The organism is Bacteroides sp. K03, from assembly GCF_019734355.1.
Taxonomy (GTDB): domain Bacteria; phylum Bacteroidota; class Bacteroidia; order Bacteroidales; family Bacteroidaceae; genus Bacteroides; species Bacteroides nordii.
The window spans coordinates 23,677-43,061 of sequence record NZ_JAASHC010000007.1; the positions used below are offsets into that span (position 1 = coordinate 23,677).

Sequence of the window (19,385 nt, forward strand, 5' to 3'; positions counted from 1 at the left end):
GTTCTCGAAAAGCCAACTTTTTTTATATTTTTTTTTGAAGTACACTTTCTATTTGTCTCACAACATGTTTTAAAACATACCTAATTCACTGCTATACTATTATATAGATAGCGTTTAATACTTCTCTTAGGTGTTTTTTCAAATTCTGTTGGGTAGAGTTGTATTTGACTTATCTTCTCATAGTTGGCTACAGTTGCATTCAGATTCTTCAGATTTTCATCCATGATGGTCTTTAAATTGTCCGGTTGATTGAGGCCTAATGAATCTAAAGACTCGTAATCTGCATATACAAGGGCTACCAACTTCTTATTTCTTTCAATAACAAGACTTTCGAGAATGAAAGGCAGGTTATTTAGTTTGGCTTCGATTTCTTCCGGGAATATATTTTGTCCGCTCGAACTTAAAATCATCGTTTTCAATCGTCCGCGAATGAAGATATTGCCATTGGCATCCATGGTTCCCAAGTCACCTGTACGCAGCCAACCGTCTTCGGTGAATACTTCCTTGGTAGCATCCGGATTTTTGTAATAACCGGTCATAACATTCTCACCCCGTACCTGGATTTCTCCTGTTTCGGCTTCGGGATTTTCTTTGTAAATGCGTGCTTCCATAATGTCAAGTATCTTACCGGAAGAGGTAGGGATAAATTCATTCCATGGGGCATAACTGATGAGCGGACCGCATTCTGTCATTCCGTAACCAATAGTAAATGGGAATTTGATCTTGTGAAAGAATTCTTCTACTTCCGGGTTCATAGCGGCTCCGCCAATGATAATTTCTTTGAAACGTCCTCCTAATGCATCGATCAGCTTTTTACGAATCTGACCATAAATCTGGCTATCAAGTAAGGGTATACTTAATGCCCATTTCATACCTTTTTTATTGATAAGAGGCTGGATTGTATTTTTGTATATCTTTTCGATAACGAGCGGAACAGTAATAATCAGATTGGGTTTTACTTCCTCGAAAGCTTTCATTATGATCTTCGGAGAAGGGGTTTTGCCGAGCAGGGTGACGTGCGTACCTACAGCCGTGGCCGTCAGAAAATCGAACGCACAACCATAAGCATGTGCTAACGGAAGGAAGGAGAGTACTTTATCTCCTTTTTTCAGTAATTCGGTGCGGATTCCGAAGGTGACATTTCCTGCAAGATTGTTTCCTGTCAGCATGACGCCTTTACTGAAGCCTGTGGTACCGGAGGTATAGTTCAGCAACATGACTTTATCGTTGGAAAGCGTGGTATATTGCACATCTTCCCGGTGGAATCCTTTGGGGTATGCACGGTGCATTTCATTGTCCAGATGCTTGATGAATTTCTGTATCGTTTCGCCGTCGCGCTGATACAGGCAGCGGAAATCAGTAAGCGAAAATACACCGCGGAGTCCGGTCAGTTTTTCTTCTTCGAGATTGTCCCAAATGGTATCGCTGGTAAAGAGAAAAACAGATTCCGAATGATTCACAATATGGTGTACATCGTTCGGATTGAAGTCCTGAAGAATCGGCACGATGATTGCGCCATAGGTGATTGTTGCCATATAAGCGATGCACCATCGGGCATTATTTTTTCCGATAACGGCTATTTTATCACCACGTCGGAGGCTACAATGTCTGAATAATAGATGGAGGCGGGCTATCTCTTCAGCCACTTGCCCGTATGTGTAACCAGAGTCCTCGTCATAGTCGGTATAACAAGGCAGGTCCCAGTTTTCTTGAAAGCTATTTTCGTATAGCTTAATAAAATTCTCTTTTATCATTGCACGTTTTTTAGTGAATTGTGCAAAAATAGGAATAATAATTTAATTAGGAATTAAAAAATAGTAATTAAAGTCTGTGGAGAGGTTAAATCCTTTAGTTGTTAATTCCTAATTTTTAATACTTAATTCTCATAGATTGTGTAACTTTGCATCCAATATGCGTTTGTTAAAATTATGATAGATACCACTGTATTTCAGGATAAGACAGCTGTTTACTATACTTTAGGCTGCAAATTGAATTTCTCAGAGACCTCGACTATTGGTAAAATCCTGCGTGAAGCAGGTGTGCGTACGGCACGTAAAGGTGAGCGTGCGGATATTTGTGTGGTTAATACATGTTCGGTGACGGAGATGGCAGATAAGAAATGTCGGCAGGCTATTCATCGGTTGGTGAAACAGCATCCGGGAGCTTTTGTTGTGGTGACGGGATGTTATGCGCAGCTTAAGCCGGGCGATGTGGCGAAGATTGAGGGAGTTGATGTTGTGCTGGGCGCTGAGCAAAAGAAGGATCTGCTTCAGTATTTGGGCGATTTGCAAAAGCATAAAGCCGGAGAAGCGTATACAACGGCTACAAAAGATATTCGTTCGTTTGCACCTTCATGTTCACGCGGGGATCGTACTCGTTTTTTCCTGAAGGTACAGGATGGCTGTGATTATTTCTGCTCTTATTGTACGATTCCCTTTGCCCGCGGGCGGAGCCGGAACGGAACGATTGCTTCTATGGTAGAGCAAGCTCGTCAGGCAGCTGCCGAAGGTGGAAAAGAGATTGTACTTACAGGTGTGAATATTGGTGATTTTGGTAAAACTACCGGAGAGACTTTCTTTGATCTGGTGAAAGCGCTGGATGAAGTGGAAGGCATTGAGCGTTATCGGATTTCTTCCATAGAACCCAATTTGCTGACGGATGAAATTATTGAATTCGTATCCCATTCCCGCAGATTCATGCCACATTTCCATATACCCTTGCAATCCGGATCGGATGATGTACTGAAGTTAATGCGGCGTCGTTATGACACGGCTTTGTTTGCTTCCAAAATAAAGAAGATCAAGGAAGTGATGCCCGATGCCTTTATTGGAGTAGATGTAATTGTGGGTACACGTGGCGAAACGGAGGAATATTTTGAAGATGCCTACCGCTTTATTGCCGGATTGGACGTGACCCAGCTGCATGTATTCAGTTATTCGGAACGTCCCGGTACTCAGGCTTTGAAGATAGATTATGTGGTAGCTCCCGAAGAAAAGCATAAGCGTAGCCAGAGGTTACTGGCTCTTTCGGACGAAAAAACGCAGGCTTTTTATGTCCGTCACATCGGGCAGACAATGCCTGTACTTATGGAAAAGACCAAGGCGGGCATGCCGATGCATGGTTTTACAGCCAATTATATCCGGGTAGAAGTGGAAAATGACCCTTCGTTGGATAACAAAATGGTCAATGTATTGCTGGGAGAGCTTAATGAAGATGGTACAGCATTGAAAGGCACTATTCTATAAAGACTATGAAAAAGATATCTGTTGTTATATTAAACTGGAACGGTTGTGAAATGCTTCGCTCTTTTCTTCCGTCGGTACTTTGCCATTCCGATAGTGATGATATAGAGGTTTGTGTGGCCGATAATGGTTCTACGGATTCTTCTGTTGCCATGCTTCGGGATGATTTCCCAATGGCTCGTTTGATCTTGTTGGAAGAGAACCACGGCTTTGCAGAAGGATACAATCTTGCTTTGCAAAAGGTGGATGCAGAATATGTGGTTCTGCTTAATTCGGATGTAGAAGTAACGGAGAATTGGCTCGAACCACTTGTCAGCTATATGGATGCCCATCCTGAAGTAGCTGCCTGCCAGCCCAAAATACGTAGTTGGCGACAGAAGCAGATGTTTGAATATGCTGGTGCGGCTGGTGGATACATAGACCGTTACGGCTATCCTTTTTGCCGGGGACGTGTGATGAATGAAGTGGAAGAGGACCGGGGGCAGTATGATACGATTGCTCCAGTATTTTGGGCTACGGGAGCAGCTTTGTTTATCCGCCGGGCGGATTATATGGATGCAGGTGGACTCGATGCCCGCTTTTTTGCCCATATGGAAGAGATAGATCTTTGCTGGCGGCTTCGCTCACGCGGGAGGAGTATTGTTTGTATCCCTCAAAGTGTTGTCTATCATGTGGGGGCGGCAACTCTGAAAAAAGAGAGTCCACGGAAGACTTATCTCAATTTTCGTAATAATCTTGTCATGCTTTATAAAAATCTTCCTCCACAGGAGCTGAATAAGGTGATGCGCGTACGGGCTTTTCTCGACTATGTAGCCGCCCTTCAATACTTATTGAAAGGGCAGTTGGGTAATGTTAAAGCTGTGTTTTATGCACGGAGTGAATATAAGCGGCTTCGTTCTTATTTCCTGAAGGCCCGTGAAGAAAATCTGAGAAAAACTTATGTCGATTCTATTCCCGAACGAATAAAAAGCAGTATCTTGTGGCAGTTTTATGTGAAGGGACGGAAACGTTTCTCCCAATTGTCTGACTTTAAAGGATAACGCAAATGGAAAAGAAGTTAGTAAGAAAAATAGGTCTGGTGGCACATGATGCCATGAAAAGAGATCTGATTGAATGGGTGCTTTGGAATTCAGAACTGTTGATGGGACATAAGTTCTATTGTACGGGTACAACCGGCACACTGATTCTTGAAGCATTGAAAGAGAAGCATCCCGATGTTGAATGGGATATTACGATTCTGAAATCCGGTCCGTTGGGAGGTGACCAGCAGATGGGTTCGCGTATTGTGGACGGAGAGATCGATTATCTGTTCTTCTTTACTGATCCGATGACGCTGCAACCACACGACACGGATGTGAAAGCATTGACCCGTTTGGCTGGTGTGGAGAACATTGTATTCTGCTGCAACCGCTCTACAGCTGACCATATCATATCAAGTCCTCTGTTTATGGATCCCGATTATGAACGGACTCATCCCGATTATTCCGGCTATACCAAGCGGTTTGAAAATAAACCGGTAGTGACCGAAGCGGTAGCATCGGTAAACAAACGGAAGAAAAAGAAGTAGTGCTTCCCGCACGGGGAGGTTCGGCAGGCGATGGGGGGACTCAAAAATGAGTTCCCTTCTGCGTTATCCCCATGCTGAATTCAATCGATTCTTGACTGATATTCCCGGCTCCGGGGAACAGCTTCCTCCCCGGAGCCGAGGATGTCCTTCCCCGGAGCCGGGGAAAAGTACTCAATAATGGGGTGAAATTCTTCCCCCTCATCGCTCATTTTCTGGTGCAAAACATCTCCACACCTGCCGCATCAATATCTGCTCCCATGGGTGGATTCCGTTTGGACAACTTTATTTCTACTTCTTCAATGGCAGGAAAATCCCGGAATAATCTTTCTGCAATACGTCCGCATACATGTTCCAGCAGCTTGGAGGGGATTCCCATTTCTTCTTTCAATAGGGTATATACGTCGGCATAACTCACCGTATCCTCTACTGCATCTGTCTCAATGGCGTGTGCGAAACCGACTTTTAATCTCAGGTTGATATAAAACTCATTCCCCACAATCGTTTCTTGTGTAGCTACTCCGTGATGGGCAAAGAAGAGTATATTCTCTAAATGTATATAACTGGCGTTTATATTCATGACTGTATTTTGGCTTGAAAAGATGAATACTTTTACAAAGATACAACAAACCGGATAGAACTCTTACCTGATTCTTATCAAATCTTTCTGCGCCACCACCTGGGGCATTACTTTCAGGAAGAAGGGCGTTACGGCAATGCAGATGCCCAATGTTATGAATAGCAGTGTGAAGGCTAATGCCCATTCGTTATGAATATACCGTGATGCGAACTGACCGGAAAAATGAAGTATCGGTGCATGAATACCAAGCGTGATTACCGAATAACGTCCTAAGTAAGAGACTACAGGTATGTGTTTTACCCTCTTGCACAGCAACATAATCATAAAGATACCCGCAAAAGCGGCTATATAGAACTGGAAGATATTGCCATGATAACTGTTGGTACGCATCCCCGGGGTGAAAGCAACGAAATACATGATGGCAAGTGCGGCAATGATAAACAGAGGGATCAGCTTGTCGAGCCGATGCGGAAAGAGAAAGAAATTGTAACGGCGTATCCAGAAACCTGCAACGTAGAATGGCAGAGCTGTCATGGCCACATCTACATACAGTGGCAGCTCAAAACGGTATTTCCCCATGAAGAAACCGATTGCTCCGATGAGCAGAGTGAGGGCGAATACAAGTTTCAGATGTCTGTCTCGTAAGAAATGGAGTAAATAGAATAGAATATTACAATTGAACAGTGCAATCAGAAACCAGATAGGAGGGTTGAACTTGATTAAATCGTGCCCGTGAAACACAACAAGTAATTCACTCCATTGTACCGGCAGATGAAATACACCGGGGGCTATTTTCCATACGACATACTTTAGCAGAAAAGCTCCGACATAAAAAAAAGTGAATGGGATAAGTAGCTTGTTGATTTTACGAAGGAAGAACCCTAAGAAGCCTTCATAAGATTTAAAGAAGATACCGGATATGAAGAAATAAAGCGGCATGCGGAAACAAGATACCATGGAGTCTTCATCAAACCTGGTAAATGCTCCGCCAATGTGGGCCATAACTACCAGAATGATGCAAACGCCCTTGGTGAGGTCTACAAAGTCAATGCGTTTGCTTTTGTTATCTTCCATTGTTGTGTTTGTCTCATTTTATGGCCGCAAAGATACAGGATATCTTGATAATAACAACGCCTCTCCCGGTTGATTTAATAGGGAGAGGCGCTTTTTATGAAAATCAGGAGATGACAGGAGCTTATTTTTCCGGCTTTCTTCCTGTCTGTTTAATCAACTCTTTTATTTTCTCGTTCAGGCTTTCTGCTTTCATCAGCTGTTCCAGCGTCAGATGCATGCGATAGCGCCAATAGTGCCGTGGGTTGGCAGGTATATTGATACGTTCTTCCTGTACGTTTGGATTACGCCATTTTCCATCTATTGCCAACCAGTCCTGCAAAGAGAGGATGCAGAGGATGGAATTACTGTACAGATGGTTGCGGACTACTTCTTCGCACAATTCCGGAGTAGCTACTGCCGGAGCAGCACCGTAATGACCAAGCATGGTGTTGTAGTAACGCTGTGTCTGCTGATAATCTTCTTCCCACCAGCCACGTAAAGTAGACATGTCGTGTGTTGAGATGGTACAGACAGAACGGTACGGATATTCATTCAAATGACCGAATTCATAAGTTGGATTCTTTGGCATGCGCTGTATCTCAAGACTGAGAATGCGCAGGTCGTTCATTACCCACGGGACGCAGTCGGGGATCATGCCGAGATCTTCACCGCATACCAACATACGGGTAGATTGTGTCAACTGTGGCAACTTGTTCATTGCTTGCTGCTGCCAGAACTGGTTATGGCGATGATAGTAATACTGATCGTACAAACGGTTGAAGGCAGCTTTTTCCCAGTCGTTCAGCGAACGGTAGATAAAGTCGTGTTGTACGCTGATACGCGGGTGGTATTTATCTGCTTCCTGACGGTCGGGGACAAACAATACATCACTGATCAGTGCGTACAGTCCGTCACGAATCCATATACTATCCTCGTCTGTTTTTCCGGCAAAGAAGGCTTCTACTTTACGTTGCGTGTCAAACTCATCACGCATACGGTATACCTCCCAGGTATCAGTTGGCTCGATAAATGTCTGTTTCACATAATCGGTGTGTGGTCCGAACACTTGTCCTAAGAAATATTCGTGTATATAAGGTTTCAGGAATTCTTCACGGAAAGGAAGTCCATAACTTTCTATCTCTTCCCGGCTCATTGGCAGGGCGGGTACAAACTGTCCTAATAGTCCGTGAACGGCATGCATCGGTATTTCCCAGATACGGAAGAAACCTAAAATGTGGTCGATACGGTAGGCATCGAAGTATTCCGCCATTTTACGGAAACGTTTCATCCACCAGCTGTAACCATCTTGTTCCATAACATCCCAGTTATAGGTTGGGAATCCCCAGTTTTGGCCGTTTACAGAGAAGTCATCGGGTGGGGCACCGGCTTGACCGTTGAGGTTGAAATAGTAGGGCTCCGTCCAGGCTTCCACACTGTTACGGCTGATACCGATAGGAATGTCACCTTTCAGTACTACCCCGTTTTCGCGGGCATATGTAGTCGCTTCAAGCAATTGCAGATGTAGGTTGAATTGGATATAGAAATAGATTGAGATAAAGGGATAATCGACAGCTCCCGGTTGGCACATCTTTTCTATCTCCTCTGCGTTGTATACGTTATGGCGGGGCCATTCGCGGAAGTTAGGCGTTTTGAAAGCATCGCGCAGATAACTGAATACAGCGTATGGTTGCAACCACTCTTTGTTGGCTTCAAAGAATTTCTTGAATGCCTTGGAAGCTAACACCTTTTCACCTTCCTGGCAGAAGATAAGACGGAAGTATTCCCACTTTGTCTGATTCACTGCTTCGTAGTCAATTGTAGAAAGTGCATTCAGCTCTTTCTGCTTTTGATTAAAGGCGGCAGCTGCTTCTTTGTCTTTCAGTGTACCCATCTTTTTGAGATCGGCATACATGGGGTGAAAAGCATAGATAGAGATACTGTTGTACGGATAAGAGTCCGTCCAGGTGTGAGTCATCGTCGTATCGTTAATTGGCAGGATCTGTACTATTTTCTGGTTCGTACTTACAGCCCAGTCAACCATGCGTTTCAGGTCTCCGAAGTCTCCTACGCCAAAGCTCTTATCTGATTTTAACGAGAATACGGGCACAGCAACGCCGGCACCTTTCCATGCGGGGATATTAAAATAGACGTACCGGTCGGAGATGACAAGCGTTTCGTTCGCTTTCAATTCCGGGTTAGCCATATAGCGATTTGGATTATTTTCCCATGTTTCGGCACGTTTCTCCTTTTTATTGTAGAGAATGAATTTGTATTCCAGCGGGAATTTAAGTTTGCTTGCATCCATCTCAGCCTGCCATTCTGGGAAATTGATATCACTCATTAACAATGCTTTGTCAGGATTCCAATCGCCCAATACTTTCTGATTGCCGCAGATAGCCACACAATAGTCTTCGTTGATGCGTGGAGCATATGCTTTTATCACTAAGCTTTTTTTGTAACTTTGAGGTACGCCTGCTCTACTGTGATGTGCCAGCAATGATTCGGTAAAAGCTGAACTATAGAAGTACTGCTGTTCCGGAAGATTCTTCCAACAGTCATTGATGCAGTATCTTTTCTTACTGTCATCTGTTAGATATAGGCGGCGGGGAAAACTATTCCACTCATTGCGGACCACTTTCCCGTCTTGCCAGATGAGATAACTATAGTTCACAAATGCTTCATTGGGGACTTGTATTTCAGTCTCTGCTGTCCAGTGAATTCCATCTACAGTGTGAAGGGGAATGGAGCATTCGGGATTGTCTTCTCCCAATTCGGGGATGGAGCCCGTGACTCTTACTTCTTCTCCCCAGCTGGTACGATATTCAATATTAAATGATACTATCATATATATTAGATTTTGATTATGAACGATTGATTATGCAAGTATAAGACATTCTTTTTATATATTGTGTATCTGAATTCTTAGAAGTAATTTAAAATGTTATGCAAACGTTTGTGTTGGGATGTACTTTTCTTTTGCCTTGATGCAAAAGAAAAGATACCAAAAGAAAAGATCAAGGCTGCATTTTTTCTCCTACTCACTTCCTTCGTTCCGCTAAAGGGGCTCGAACTCGCTTCGCTCAGACAATCGCCCCTTTTTAACGCTTCACTACGGGCGTTCGCTTAACGGAGAAAAAATGAGGCCGCAACGGTTATGATAGGGCAGGGGGATTGTTTGATTCTTTTGGTTATGCTTTAAGATTCTATTTGCAGATAGAATCTTAGAACCTATCTATCTTTTATTCTGTAACAGATAGCAAATAAATCGCTCCATGATTTAGTCTCATTCATACCATATCAGCGCATTCCTGCCGAATGGTTCCTCGGCCTCATTTACGTAGCGTTAAACAAAACTCCGGCAAAAAGCGTCAAAGGGGCGATTGTCTGAGCGAAGCGAGTTCGAGCCCCTTTAGCTTTTTACCGGAGTTTTGTAGCGAAGTAAATGCAGCCTTGATCTTTTCTTTGGTTCTTTCTTTTGCATCAAGGCAAAAGAAAGAATATCAATTTACCCACACCTTGAAGCCCCACACGTCGTACATATCAGGCATCCTTCCTGATAAACTAATGTTTCGTTTCCGCAGTTCGGGCACTTCTTGCCTTTGGCTTCCGTACCATCCTGGATATATTTCTTCAATGCACGTTCCACACCGTTTTTCCAGGTATTGATATTTTCACTATCCAGTTGTAGCGAACCTACCAGTTTGATAACCTGTTCAATTGGCATTCTGTAACGAAGCACTCCGGAAATCAGTTTTGCATAGTTCCAGTATTCCTTGTTAAACTTCTCGGACAGACCTTCGATTGTCATCTTATATCCGCGCTTGTTCTCAAACTGGAAGTCATAACGTTTGTTTCCGTTTTCGTCCACATTCTTAATAATGCGTCCGCAAACGACACTCTTCGGAATGAAGATACCTTCGTCATCATCCTGCAAACCGGTGAATATTTCATAAGGATGTCCATCGAGTAAACCTACCAATGCTACCCATTTCTCTTTATTATTCTGGAAACGTACTACGTCGGCTTCCAATACAGATGGGCGGGTTTCAACTACGGTAGGTGGTTTGCAAGGAGGCAAGCCCTCTTTCTTTTCAGGTTTGGCAGAGATCAATACTCCTGAACGTGAACCGTCGCGGTATACTGTACAACCTTTACAGCCCGATTTCCAAGCTTCCACATACAAACGGTTTACGAGATCCTCGTCTACATCGTTTGGCAGATTAATCGTTACACTGATGGAGTGGTCTACCCATTTCTGGATACGTCCTTGCATTTTTACCTTCATTAACCAGTCTACGTCGTTAGAAGTAGCTTTATTATAGGGTGATTTGCTTACCAGTTCGTCGACTTCCTCCTGAGAATAACGTTTAGCAGGGTCGTATCCGTTAGCTTCCATCCAGGTCACAAACTTATGATGGAATACGATATATTCTTCAAAGGCATCTCCCGTTTCGTCTACAAAGTCAACATGGACATTGGTATCGTTCGGATTTACTTTTCTGCGACGTTTGTATACAGGCAGGAACACAGGCTCTATGCCCGAAGTTGTTTGCGTCATCAGACTTGTTGTTCCGGTTGGAGCGATAGTAAGACAGGCTATGTTACGGCGTCCGTACTTTTTCATATCTTCATACAGTTCCGGATCTGCTTCGCGCAAACGATTGATGAACGGGTTATTCTTTTCGCGTTCTGTATCGTATATTTCAAAGGCACCGCGTTCTTTGGCCATTTCCACTGACGAGCGATAAGCGCAAAGAGCTACAGTTTTATGAACTTCTTCAGAGAATTCCGTCGCTTCTTCTGTACCGTATCGCAGACCCAACGCGGCAAGCATGTCACCTTCGGCGGTAATACCTACACCGGTACGTCTTCCCTGACCGCTCTTCTTATAGATCTTTTCCCATAGTTCGCGTTCGGTACGTTTTACCTCACTGTTTTCTGGGTCCTCGTCTATTTTCTTCATGATACGCTCGATCTTTTCAAGTTCAAGGTCGATAATATCATCCATGATACGCTGCGCAAGTGCCACATGTTTCTTGAACAGATCGAAATCGAAGTAAGCATCTGGCTTGAACGGATTAACCACGTATGAGTAAAGGTTGATAGCCAGCAAACGGCAAGAGTCGTAAGGGCATAAAGGGATTTCGCCGCAAGGATTAGTCGAAACGGTTTTGTATCCCAGGTCTGCATAACAATCGGGTACAGACTCACGGATAATTGTATCCCAAAACAATACACCCGGTTCTGCTGATTTCCATGCATTGTGCACTATCTTTTTCCATAAGGTAGAAGCATCAATTTCTTTAGTGGTAGTTGGATTGGCCGAATCAATCGGATATTGCTGTATGTAAGGTTTCTCTTCTACTGCGGCCTGCATAAATGCATCGTCCAATTTTACGGAAACATTGGCTCCGGTTACTTTTCCTTCCGTCATCTTAGCGTCAATAAATGCTTCTGAATCCGGATGTTTGATAGATACGCTCAACATTAATGCACCCCGACGTCCGTCCTGTGCCACTTCGCGGGTGGAGTTAGAATAACGTTCCATGAAAGGAACCAATCCAGTGGAAGTCAGTGCCGAGTTTTTTACCGGAGAGCCTTTAGGGCGGATATGTGAAAGATCATGACCTACACCCCCACGTCTTTTCATTAATTGTACTTGCTCTTCGTCAATTTTGATGATAGCACCATAGGAGTCAGCTGCACCATCTACTCCAATTACGAAACAGTTGGATAATGAAGCTACTTGATAGTCATTACCAATACCTGTCATTGGGCTACCCTGGGGAACAATGTATTTAAAGTGGTCGAGCAGGTTGAATAATTCTTCTGCACTAAGGCCATTTGTATACTTGGCTTCGATACGTGCCACTTCATTTGCAATTCTCCAATGCATGTCTTCCGGAGATTTCTCGTAAATATTTCCGAAAGAATCCTTAACTGCGTATTTGTTTACCCAAACTCTGGCAGCAAGTTCGTCTCCTTTGAAATAACGTAAAGATTCTTCAAAGGATTCTTCGTAAGAATAAATTTGTTTTTCCACGTTGGTATGTGTCTTAGATTACTTTAATAAATAAGAAAATGTGTAGAAGCTTACCTATCATTAACAAACGTGCTGCAAAGCTATGAATGTTTTTTGGTATATCAAAATAAAAATGAGACAAATTGCTGGATGGCTGCAAGTTTTCCATTTCTAAATGATAAGCTATTGATAAACAATAAAATGGTTGTTTTGTTCAATGCTTAAAGTTTTCCAAAAAGAAAATTAATCTATTTAGCATGAATGGCAAAATAAAAATTCTTTTTATATCTTTGCAGGAAAAAAGATATGATTGAGACCGTTAAGAATAGAAGAACAATCAGAAAGTACTTACAAAAAGATATTTCATCTGATTTGTTAAATGATTTGCTTGAAGCTTCTTTCCGTGCTTCTACTATGGGAGGAATGCAGTTATATAGCGTTGTTATCACACGTGACAGCGAAATGAAAGAAAAACTTTCTCCTGCACACTTTAATCAACCAATGGTGAAAGGAGCACCGGTAGTACTTACATTTTGCGCAGACTTTCGCCGTTTCACAAAATGGTGCGAGCAACGTAAAGCAATACCGGGGTATAATAACTTGATGTCATTTATGAACGCGGCGATGGATACATTGCTGGTAGCACAAACTTTCTGCACATTGGCAGAAGAAGCAGGATTGGGTATTTGCTATTTGGGTACTACTACTTATAATCCACAAATGATTATTGATATCTTGAAGCTTCCGGAACTTGTTTTCCCGATAACTACAGTGACGGTAGGTTATCCCGATGGTATTCCTGCCCAAGTAGATCGATTGCCTTTAGAGGCTGCTATTCATGAGGAGCATTATCATGATTATACGGAGAAGGATATTGATAAACTGTATGCTTACAAGGAGTCGTTACCTGAAAGTAAACAATTTGTAGAAGAAAACCGGAAGGAAACGTTGGCTCAGGTGTTTACAGATGTCCGTTATACGAAAAAGGATAATGAGTTTATGTCTGAGAATCTGTTGAAGGTGTTGAAACAGCAAGGGTTTATATAAACAATAAAAAAAAGAGAGGCAATACTTATATTACGATATTGCCTCTCTTTTTTTATTTAATTTCCTTTCTTTTTTAGTAATGATTCTATATTCTCCAGGTCAGAACGGAAGCTTTTGTCTACTTCGCACTGTCCTTTTACGGTTTTACAGGCATGGAGTACAGTTGCATGATCTTTATTACCAATAAACTTGCCAATCTTTGAAGTAGAGAAATCTGTATGTGTTTTGGCCAGATACATTGCTACCTGACGAGCTTGTACCACTTCTCTTTTTCGTGATTTAGTATGAATGGCAGTAGTATCTAGTCCGAAATGTTTGCATACCACATTGATGATATCATCAATACCAATGCTTTTGGCTTCATTACGAACAACACCACGTACAATGTGTTGCGCCAGATCGAGGTCTATTTCTTTATTGAAAATAGTAGAACGTGCCATGATAGCAATAACGATACCTTCAAGGTCGCGTACACTTTCATTTACATTCTCTGCAATATATTCAATAACTTCCGGAGGGAACTGTAATCCATCACGATGAATTTTATTACGCAGAATATTCTTGCGTAATTCTACCGTTGGTTTTTCTAATTCAGCTACCATTCCCCATTTAAAACGGGTAAGAAGGCGCTCCTCCATTCCTTGTAATAATACAGGTGCACGGTCAGAAGTTAGAATCAATTGCTTGCCGTTTTGGTGCAGATGATTAAAAATATGGAAGAAAGTATTCTGCGTTTTGGTAACGCCTGCAAATTCTTGAATATCGTCAATAATCAGTACATCGATTGTCTGGTAGAAGTTGATGAAATCGTTTGTAGTATTATTACGAACAGAGTCGGTATATTGTACCTGAAAAAGATGTGCTGATACATACAATACTCTTTTTCCGGGATACAGTTCTTTTATTCTTGTTCCGATGGCATTGGCCAGGTGAGTTTTTCCTACTCCTGATGCACCATGTAAAAACAAGGGATTGAAGGCAGTACCAGCCGGATTTTGAGCTACGGCCTCAGCAACGCTTCTTGATAGCTTGTTACTGTATCCTTCAATGAAGTTTTCAAAATTATAATTGGGGTTTAAATGTGGGTCCAGGTCTTGCGGTGCAGGAGCATGTAATAGGTTGGGTGCTTTATTGCCACTACCACGAATTACACTTGTTTGTGGCACGGCTATAGAACGGTTACTGGCTTCAAGATTTACCGTTTTATTCGGTATTGAAGTCCGGTCTACCATTACATTATACATTAACTTGGTTCCTTCGCCTATGACTTTATACAAAGTCTTGCGTAACAAGTCCACGAATTTATCTTCCAGAAATTCATAGAAAAACTGGCTGGGTACTTGTACGATTAACGTTTTGTCCTCATATTTTAATGGTACGATGGGAACAAACCAAGTTTTATATGTCGATTCGGGAACATTGTCTCTAATTATTTCAAGACAGCGGTTCCACAGCCCGACATGATTGGATTCACTCATAACGGCTATAATACATTTATTAATTAAGCAAAACTTCTACGTTTGCAAAATTGGGAATCTTATTTGAGAAAAACAAATCTATTTTTTCTTGTGTTTCTCGCTGAAAGAATAATGTCTTTACTTTCAGATACTTATGATCCTCCGATAAAATAGCCCCATTGTTGGGGCTATTGCTTTTTTATAATATTCTGTCTAATAGAATGTTATGGTGATATCGCAGGAAAAAGATATTTAAATAAGTATTCCTATATTTTATTTCTTTCAGTCTATCTATGCACTTTTCAAAGCTTTTAAGACTTGCAATTGGATGTGATGTTATTTAGATAAAATCTATATAACGCTAATTTCTTACTTATCTTTCTTTCCAAATAAAGAGAAGTGTACATATCGTTTGGGGTGTTCTTTTAAGTCCTCAAGCAGGCTTGCAGCATTAGCAGTTGTTGCATTCAGATTGTTGTAAAGTTGCGGATCGTTTAGTAACAATCCTACTGTGTTGTCTTTGCTGTTAAGCTTTTCTGTAACCATTTTTACGTTGGCTAGTGTTTGTTCAATTTCCTTGAATGTAGTAGCATAATCTATTTCCTTTAGGTTTCCACTGATGGTAATAAAGTTATCTCCGATTGTATTTAGTTTACCTGTCAACTGTGGAATATCGCGTCCCATTAATACCTTTAGTTGTCCACTTGCTACTTCAAGATTAGCAGCAGTCTTTTCTACAGAGTGCAGCGTGGCGGGAATGCTTTGGTTGTTCAGGATGGTATTTAGGGAGATCATAATAGAATCCAATTTCGGTAACATTTGTTCTATCTGTGGCATGAGTGCAGCTACACTTTCCATCATTCCATTATTCAATTTACCTGGGATTGTGTCTCCTATCGCATATTTTTCCCGGGGATTATTTGCCAGAAGGATATTCATTCTTACACCACCCATCAATTCGGATACCAATTCGGCAGAACTTCCTTTAGGGATGCGGAGCTCTGTATCCAATTCTACTTCTACTATTACATTTTCAGCTTGATTGTAGTCATAATAAATGTCACGTACAATACCGACGCGTACTCCGTCAGCGAAAACGGGGCTTGATTTAGCCAATCCGTTTACATTCTGGAATTTTACATAGAAATAACTTGAAGGTTTGAACATATTGATTCCCTTCAGATAGTTGATACCATAAACGAGTATACACAGGGCAATGATTCCCGCTATTCCTATTCTGACTTCTTTTGTAATGTATTTCATTTCTGTTCTCTTATTTATTTCGTTTCTTTTTAAACTCTGCAATTGCTGCGTTAATATTCATTTTTTCTCCATCCCGGAAAGCTATAATAAAAGCATCCTTAAATTTATCTGTAATAGCACGTTTACTTCTTAATACTTTATTATAATCGGTTGAGGCTCCATAAGTGTACTTATACAATCCTTTTTCTTTATAATAATCTACGTCTTTCAATCCCTTTAAACGTTTATCGTTTTTGGTCAGTGGACTTGACGAAGTTAGTATCTGTATTTTAAACGTTATTTCTCCACTATTTGTTGCACTTTCTACTGTGATAGGACGTTGCTGTGGTTTAGCTTGTGCTACCAACTCCGTTTGGACTGGTGCACTGTCTGGTTTTTCTTCTTTGGGCTGTGTGGCTGCCAGTTCGTTCTCCGACATCTCTTCGTCATCAGGAATGATAGTACGGCTGACACCTGTCAGGCGAATCTCATGTTCTTTCTTATAAGTAAGAAAAGCACGATAGACTCCTTTAGCCAATGTACCGGTTCCTTCTTCGGAGTTGAGATAACGTTCTTCTTCAGGAGTTGAAATAAATCCCAGTTCTACCAGGATACTTGGCATTGCGCTTGCTTTTAGTACAAGAAATCCGGCTTGGTGCACTCCACGATCTACTCGCTTGCAGGTATGGCGGAATTGTTTTTGTACCAGGGACGCCAAATGCACACTTTGCTCCATATATTTATCCTGCATAAATTCAAAGATGATATACGACTCGGCCGAGTTGGGATTAAAGCCGGCATAACGGGTTTTATAATCACTTTCGTAAAGGATTACTGAATTCTCACGTTGTGCAACAGCGAGGTTAGCGTCCGATTTGGCAAGACCGAGCGTCCAGGTGGATGCACCTTTGGCAGTGCGGTTATTGGCTAATGCGTTGGTATGTATGGAAATAAACAGATCGGCTTTGGCATTATTGGCTATTTCTGCACGACGATTCAGTGGGATAAATACATCTTTAGTGCGGGTAAAGATTACTTTCACATCATCACAGTTTTTTTTGATCATGTTTCCCAGCTTTAATGCAACGTTCAAGTTGATATTCTTTTCTTTAGAAATCTTACCTACGGCTCCAGGATCATGCCCACCGTGCCCGGGGTCAATCACGACAACAAAGTCTTTTGCCCATGAATTACTGATACAAAGCGGGGAGCTAAGTAGCCAAAGGCAAATGAATGTATATAATATGTAGTATCTATGACGTCTCATTTTATATGGAATGACGATGCAAATGTAGCAGAATTTTGCTGAAAACTTGCTATTCACTATTAAGTTTTGTATTTTTTTCCATATTTCATGGGTTTATTTCCATGATTCGTTGTTACTTTGTGTTTTAAAATTATAAATGATATAGCGATGCTTAAGTTCCTGAAGAATTGGACATTGCCCATTGCCATGTTGGTGGGGGCCGTTGGTTATCCATTATTTATCACTCTTTCTTTCTTGACTCCGGTACTTATTTTTACCATGTTGCTACTCACTTTTTGTAAGGTGTCTCCTCGTGATTTAAAGCCGAAGCCTCTGCATTTATGGTTACTTTTGATTCAGATATTTGGAGCTATTGCTGTTTATTTACTTCTTTTCCGTTTTAATAAGATTGTAGCAGAAGGAGCAATGGTTTGTATTATTTGCCCTACAGCTACTGCTGCTGCTGTAATTACTTCTAAATTAGGGGGGAGTGCTGCCAGCTTGACTACTTATACATTGATCGGTAATATTGGTGCTGCTATTGCTGTTCCGATTTTGTTTCCATTGATTGAGGTACATGCCGATATTAGTTTCTTTGATTCTTTTTTGTTGATATTGAGTAAAGTTTTCCCTTTATTGATTTGTCCTTTTTTAGTTGCATGGTTTTTACAACGTTTTGTACCTCGCGTACACCGTACATTGTTGAATTATCACGAACTGGCATTCTATCTTTGGGCTGTATCTCTAGCTATTGTTACTGCACAGACCCTCTCTTCTTTAATTAACGATTCGGCAGATGGGATAACTGAAATCATGATTGCTCTTGCAGCTTTGGTAGTTTGCTGCCTGCAATTCTTTTTTGGAAAAACACTTGGTAGTTTGTATAATGATCGTATTAGTGGTGGTCAGGCATTAGGGCAAAAGAATACCATTTTAGCTATTTGGATGGCCCATACATATTTGAATCCTCTTTCCTCTGTTGCTCCGGGAAGTTATGTTTTGTGGCAAAATATTATCAATAGTTATCAGTTGTGGAAAAAGAGAAAGAAATAGGGTGATAGTTGTAAAGTAATGATAATTAATAGTTTATAATATGGGGATAAGATGAATACTGATTATAAGGTAGGTGATTTGATTTATGACGCAAATATTTATGATGGATTAAACACCTTCCTGTCTGATTTGCAATTTTACAAAAAGTGGTTGCCGAAAAATAAGGATGCTAGGATACTTGAACTTTGCTGTGGTACAGGCAGACTTACGCTTTCAATTGCAAAGGAAGGATACAATATTTGTGGGGTTGATTACACTTCATCCATGCTTGAACAGGCAAAGGTAAAAGCTTCTGAAGCAGGATTAGAGATTAATTTCATTGAAGCAGATATTAGAACATTAAACTTGCAGGAAAAGTTTGATTTTATTTTTATCCCATTCAATTCAATCCATCATTTATATAGAAATGAAGATTTATTTAAGACGTTAAAGAGGGTTGAGAATCATCTCAAAGAAGGGAGCTTATTTTTGCTTGATTGCTTTAACCCTAATATTCAATATATTGTTGAAGGCGAAAAAGAACAAAAAGTAGTTGCTGAATATACAACCAGCGATGGAAGAGAAGTATTGATAAAACAAATAATGCATTATGAAAGCGCAACCCAAATAAATCGTATCGAATGGCATTATTTTATAAATGGTGAGTTTCATTCAATCCAAAATATGGATATGAGATTGTTTTTTCCTCAAGAATTAGATTCATATCTGGAATGTGCTGGATTTAATGTTCTTCACAAGTTTGGCGGTTTTGAAGAAGAAGCATTTAAGGATAATTCGGAAAAACAGATATACGTTTTATCATTTAATAAATGACTTTACCAATTTTAGGTGTATCTTGGAACAGTATTTAAAAGTTTATTCATCAATCGGTTAATTCAA

At 41.2% G+C, this 19,385-nt stretch carries 14 protein-coding genes; 6 read left to right on the forward strand and 8 right to left on the reverse strand.

Annotation, left to right across the window (positions count from 1 at the left end; translation table 11 throughout):
- Positions 1-80: 80 nt before the first annotated feature.
- Positions 81-1,754, reverse strand: coding sequence for a long-chain fatty acid--CoA ligase (locus HCG69_RS07385; protein ID WP_221649516.1), 1,674 nt, complete (start codon positions 1,752-1,754; stop codon positions 81-83).
- Between the two features lie 174 nt (positions 1,755-1,928).
- Here HCG69_RS07385 and mtaB point away from each other — a divergent pair, with 174 nt between their 5' ends.
- The 3 genes from mtaB to HCG69_RS07400 are packed head-to-tail and all read left to right on the forward strand — an operon-like array spanning position 1,929 to position 4,809.
- Positions 1,929-3,245 carry a tRNA (N(6)-L-threonylcarbamoyladenosine(37)-C(2))-methylthiotransferase MtaB gene (gene mtaB, locus HCG69_RS07390; protein WP_221649517.1) on the forward strand — a complete coding sequence of 439 codons (1,317 nt, stop codon included), beginning with the start codon at positions 1,929-1,931 and terminating at the stop codon, positions 3,243-3,245.
- A gap of 5 nt (positions 3,246-3,250) precedes the next feature.
- On the forward strand, positions 3,251-4,282 hold the full coding sequence (locus tag HCG69_RS07395; RefSeq protein WP_221649518.1) for a glycosyltransferase family 2 protein: 1,032 nt from the start codon (positions 3,251-3,253) through the stop codon (positions 4,280-4,282).
- Positions 4,283-4,287: 5 nt separating this feature from the next.
- Positions 4,288-4,809, forward strand: a complete 522-nt coding sequence (locus tag HCG69_RS07400; protein WP_221649519.1) for a methylglyoxal synthase — start codon at positions 4,288-4,290, stop codon at positions 4,807-4,809.
- Positions 4,810-5,014: 205 nt separating this feature from the next.
- On the opposite strand, the gene folB is transcribed toward HCG69_RS07400, so the two are convergent.
- The 4 genes from folB to HCG69_RS07420 all read right to left on the reverse strand — a co-directional run bounded on the left by folB (position 5,015) and on the right by HCG69_RS07420 (position 12,482).
- Positions 5,015-5,386, reverse strand: a complete 372-nt coding sequence (gene folB / locus HCG69_RS07405) for a dihydroneopterin aldolase (RefSeq protein WP_221649520.1) — start codon at positions 5,384-5,386, stop codon at positions 5,015-5,017.
- 63 nt (positions 5,387-5,449) lie between these two features.
- Positions 5,450-6,460, reverse strand: coding sequence for an acyltransferase family protein (locus HCG69_RS07410; protein WP_195660228.1), 1,011 nt, complete (start codon positions 6,458-6,460; stop codon positions 5,450-5,452).
- 121 nt (positions 6,461-6,581) lie between these two features.
- Positions 6,582-9,284, reverse strand: coding sequence for a 4-alpha-glucanotransferase (locus HCG69_RS07415; RefSeq protein WP_221649521.1), 2,703 nt, complete (start codon positions 9,282-9,284; stop codon positions 6,582-6,584).
- 660 nt (positions 9,285-9,944) lie between these two features.
- Positions 9,945-12,482 (reverse strand): adenosylcobalamin-dependent ribonucleoside-diphosphate reductase, encoded by a 2,538-nt coding sequence (locus HCG69_RS07420; protein ID WP_221649522.1) that lies wholly within the window; start codon positions 12,480-12,482, stop codon positions 9,945-9,947.
- 285 nt (positions 12,483-12,767) lie between these two features.
- Between HCG69_RS07420 and HCG69_RS07425 the strand changes: the two genes are divergently transcribed.
- Complete coding sequence (locus HCG69_RS07425; protein ID WP_221649523.1) at positions 12,768-13,508, forward strand: NADPH-dependent oxidoreductase; 741 nt, start codon at positions 12,768-12,770, stop codon at positions 13,506-13,508.
- 56 nt (positions 13,509-13,564) lie between these two features.
- Here the strand turns inward: HCG69_RS07425 and dnaA are convergent, their stop codons facing one another.
- The 3 genes from dnaA to HCG69_RS07440 form a co-directional block, all read right to left on the reverse strand.
- Entirely contained in the window at positions 13,565-14,986 is a 1,422-nt protein-coding gene (gene dnaA, locus HCG69_RS07430) for a chromosomal replication initiator protein DnaA (protein WP_221649524.1), read from the reverse strand.
- A gap of 348 nt (positions 14,987-15,334) precedes the next feature.
- Positions 15,335-16,228: an MlaD family protein gene (locus HCG69_RS07435; RefSeq protein ID WP_221649525.1), complete on the reverse strand. Its 894-nt coding sequence runs from the start codon at positions 16,226-16,228 to the stop codon at positions 15,335-15,337.
- Between the two features lie 10 nt (positions 16,229-16,238).
- A complete protein-coding gene (locus HCG69_RS07440) occupies positions 16,239-17,474 on the reverse strand; it encodes an N-acetylmuramoyl-L-alanine amidase (protein ID WP_221649526.1) in 1,236 nt (411 codons plus the stop codon).
- Positions 17,475-17,621: 147 nt separating this feature from the next.
- Here HCG69_RS07440 and HCG69_RS07445 point away from each other — a divergent pair, with 147 nt between their 5' ends.
- A complete protein-coding gene (locus tag HCG69_RS07445; protein ID WP_221649527.1) occupies positions 17,622-18,506 on the forward strand; it encodes a transporter in 885 nt (294 codons plus the stop codon).
- A gap of 51 nt (positions 18,507-18,557) precedes the next feature.
- A complete protein-coding gene (locus tag HCG69_RS07450) occupies positions 18,558-19,319 on the forward strand; it encodes a class I SAM-dependent methyltransferase (RefSeq protein WP_221649528.1) in 762 nt (253 codons plus the stop codon).
- Positions 19,320-19,385 lie beyond the last annotated feature (66 nt).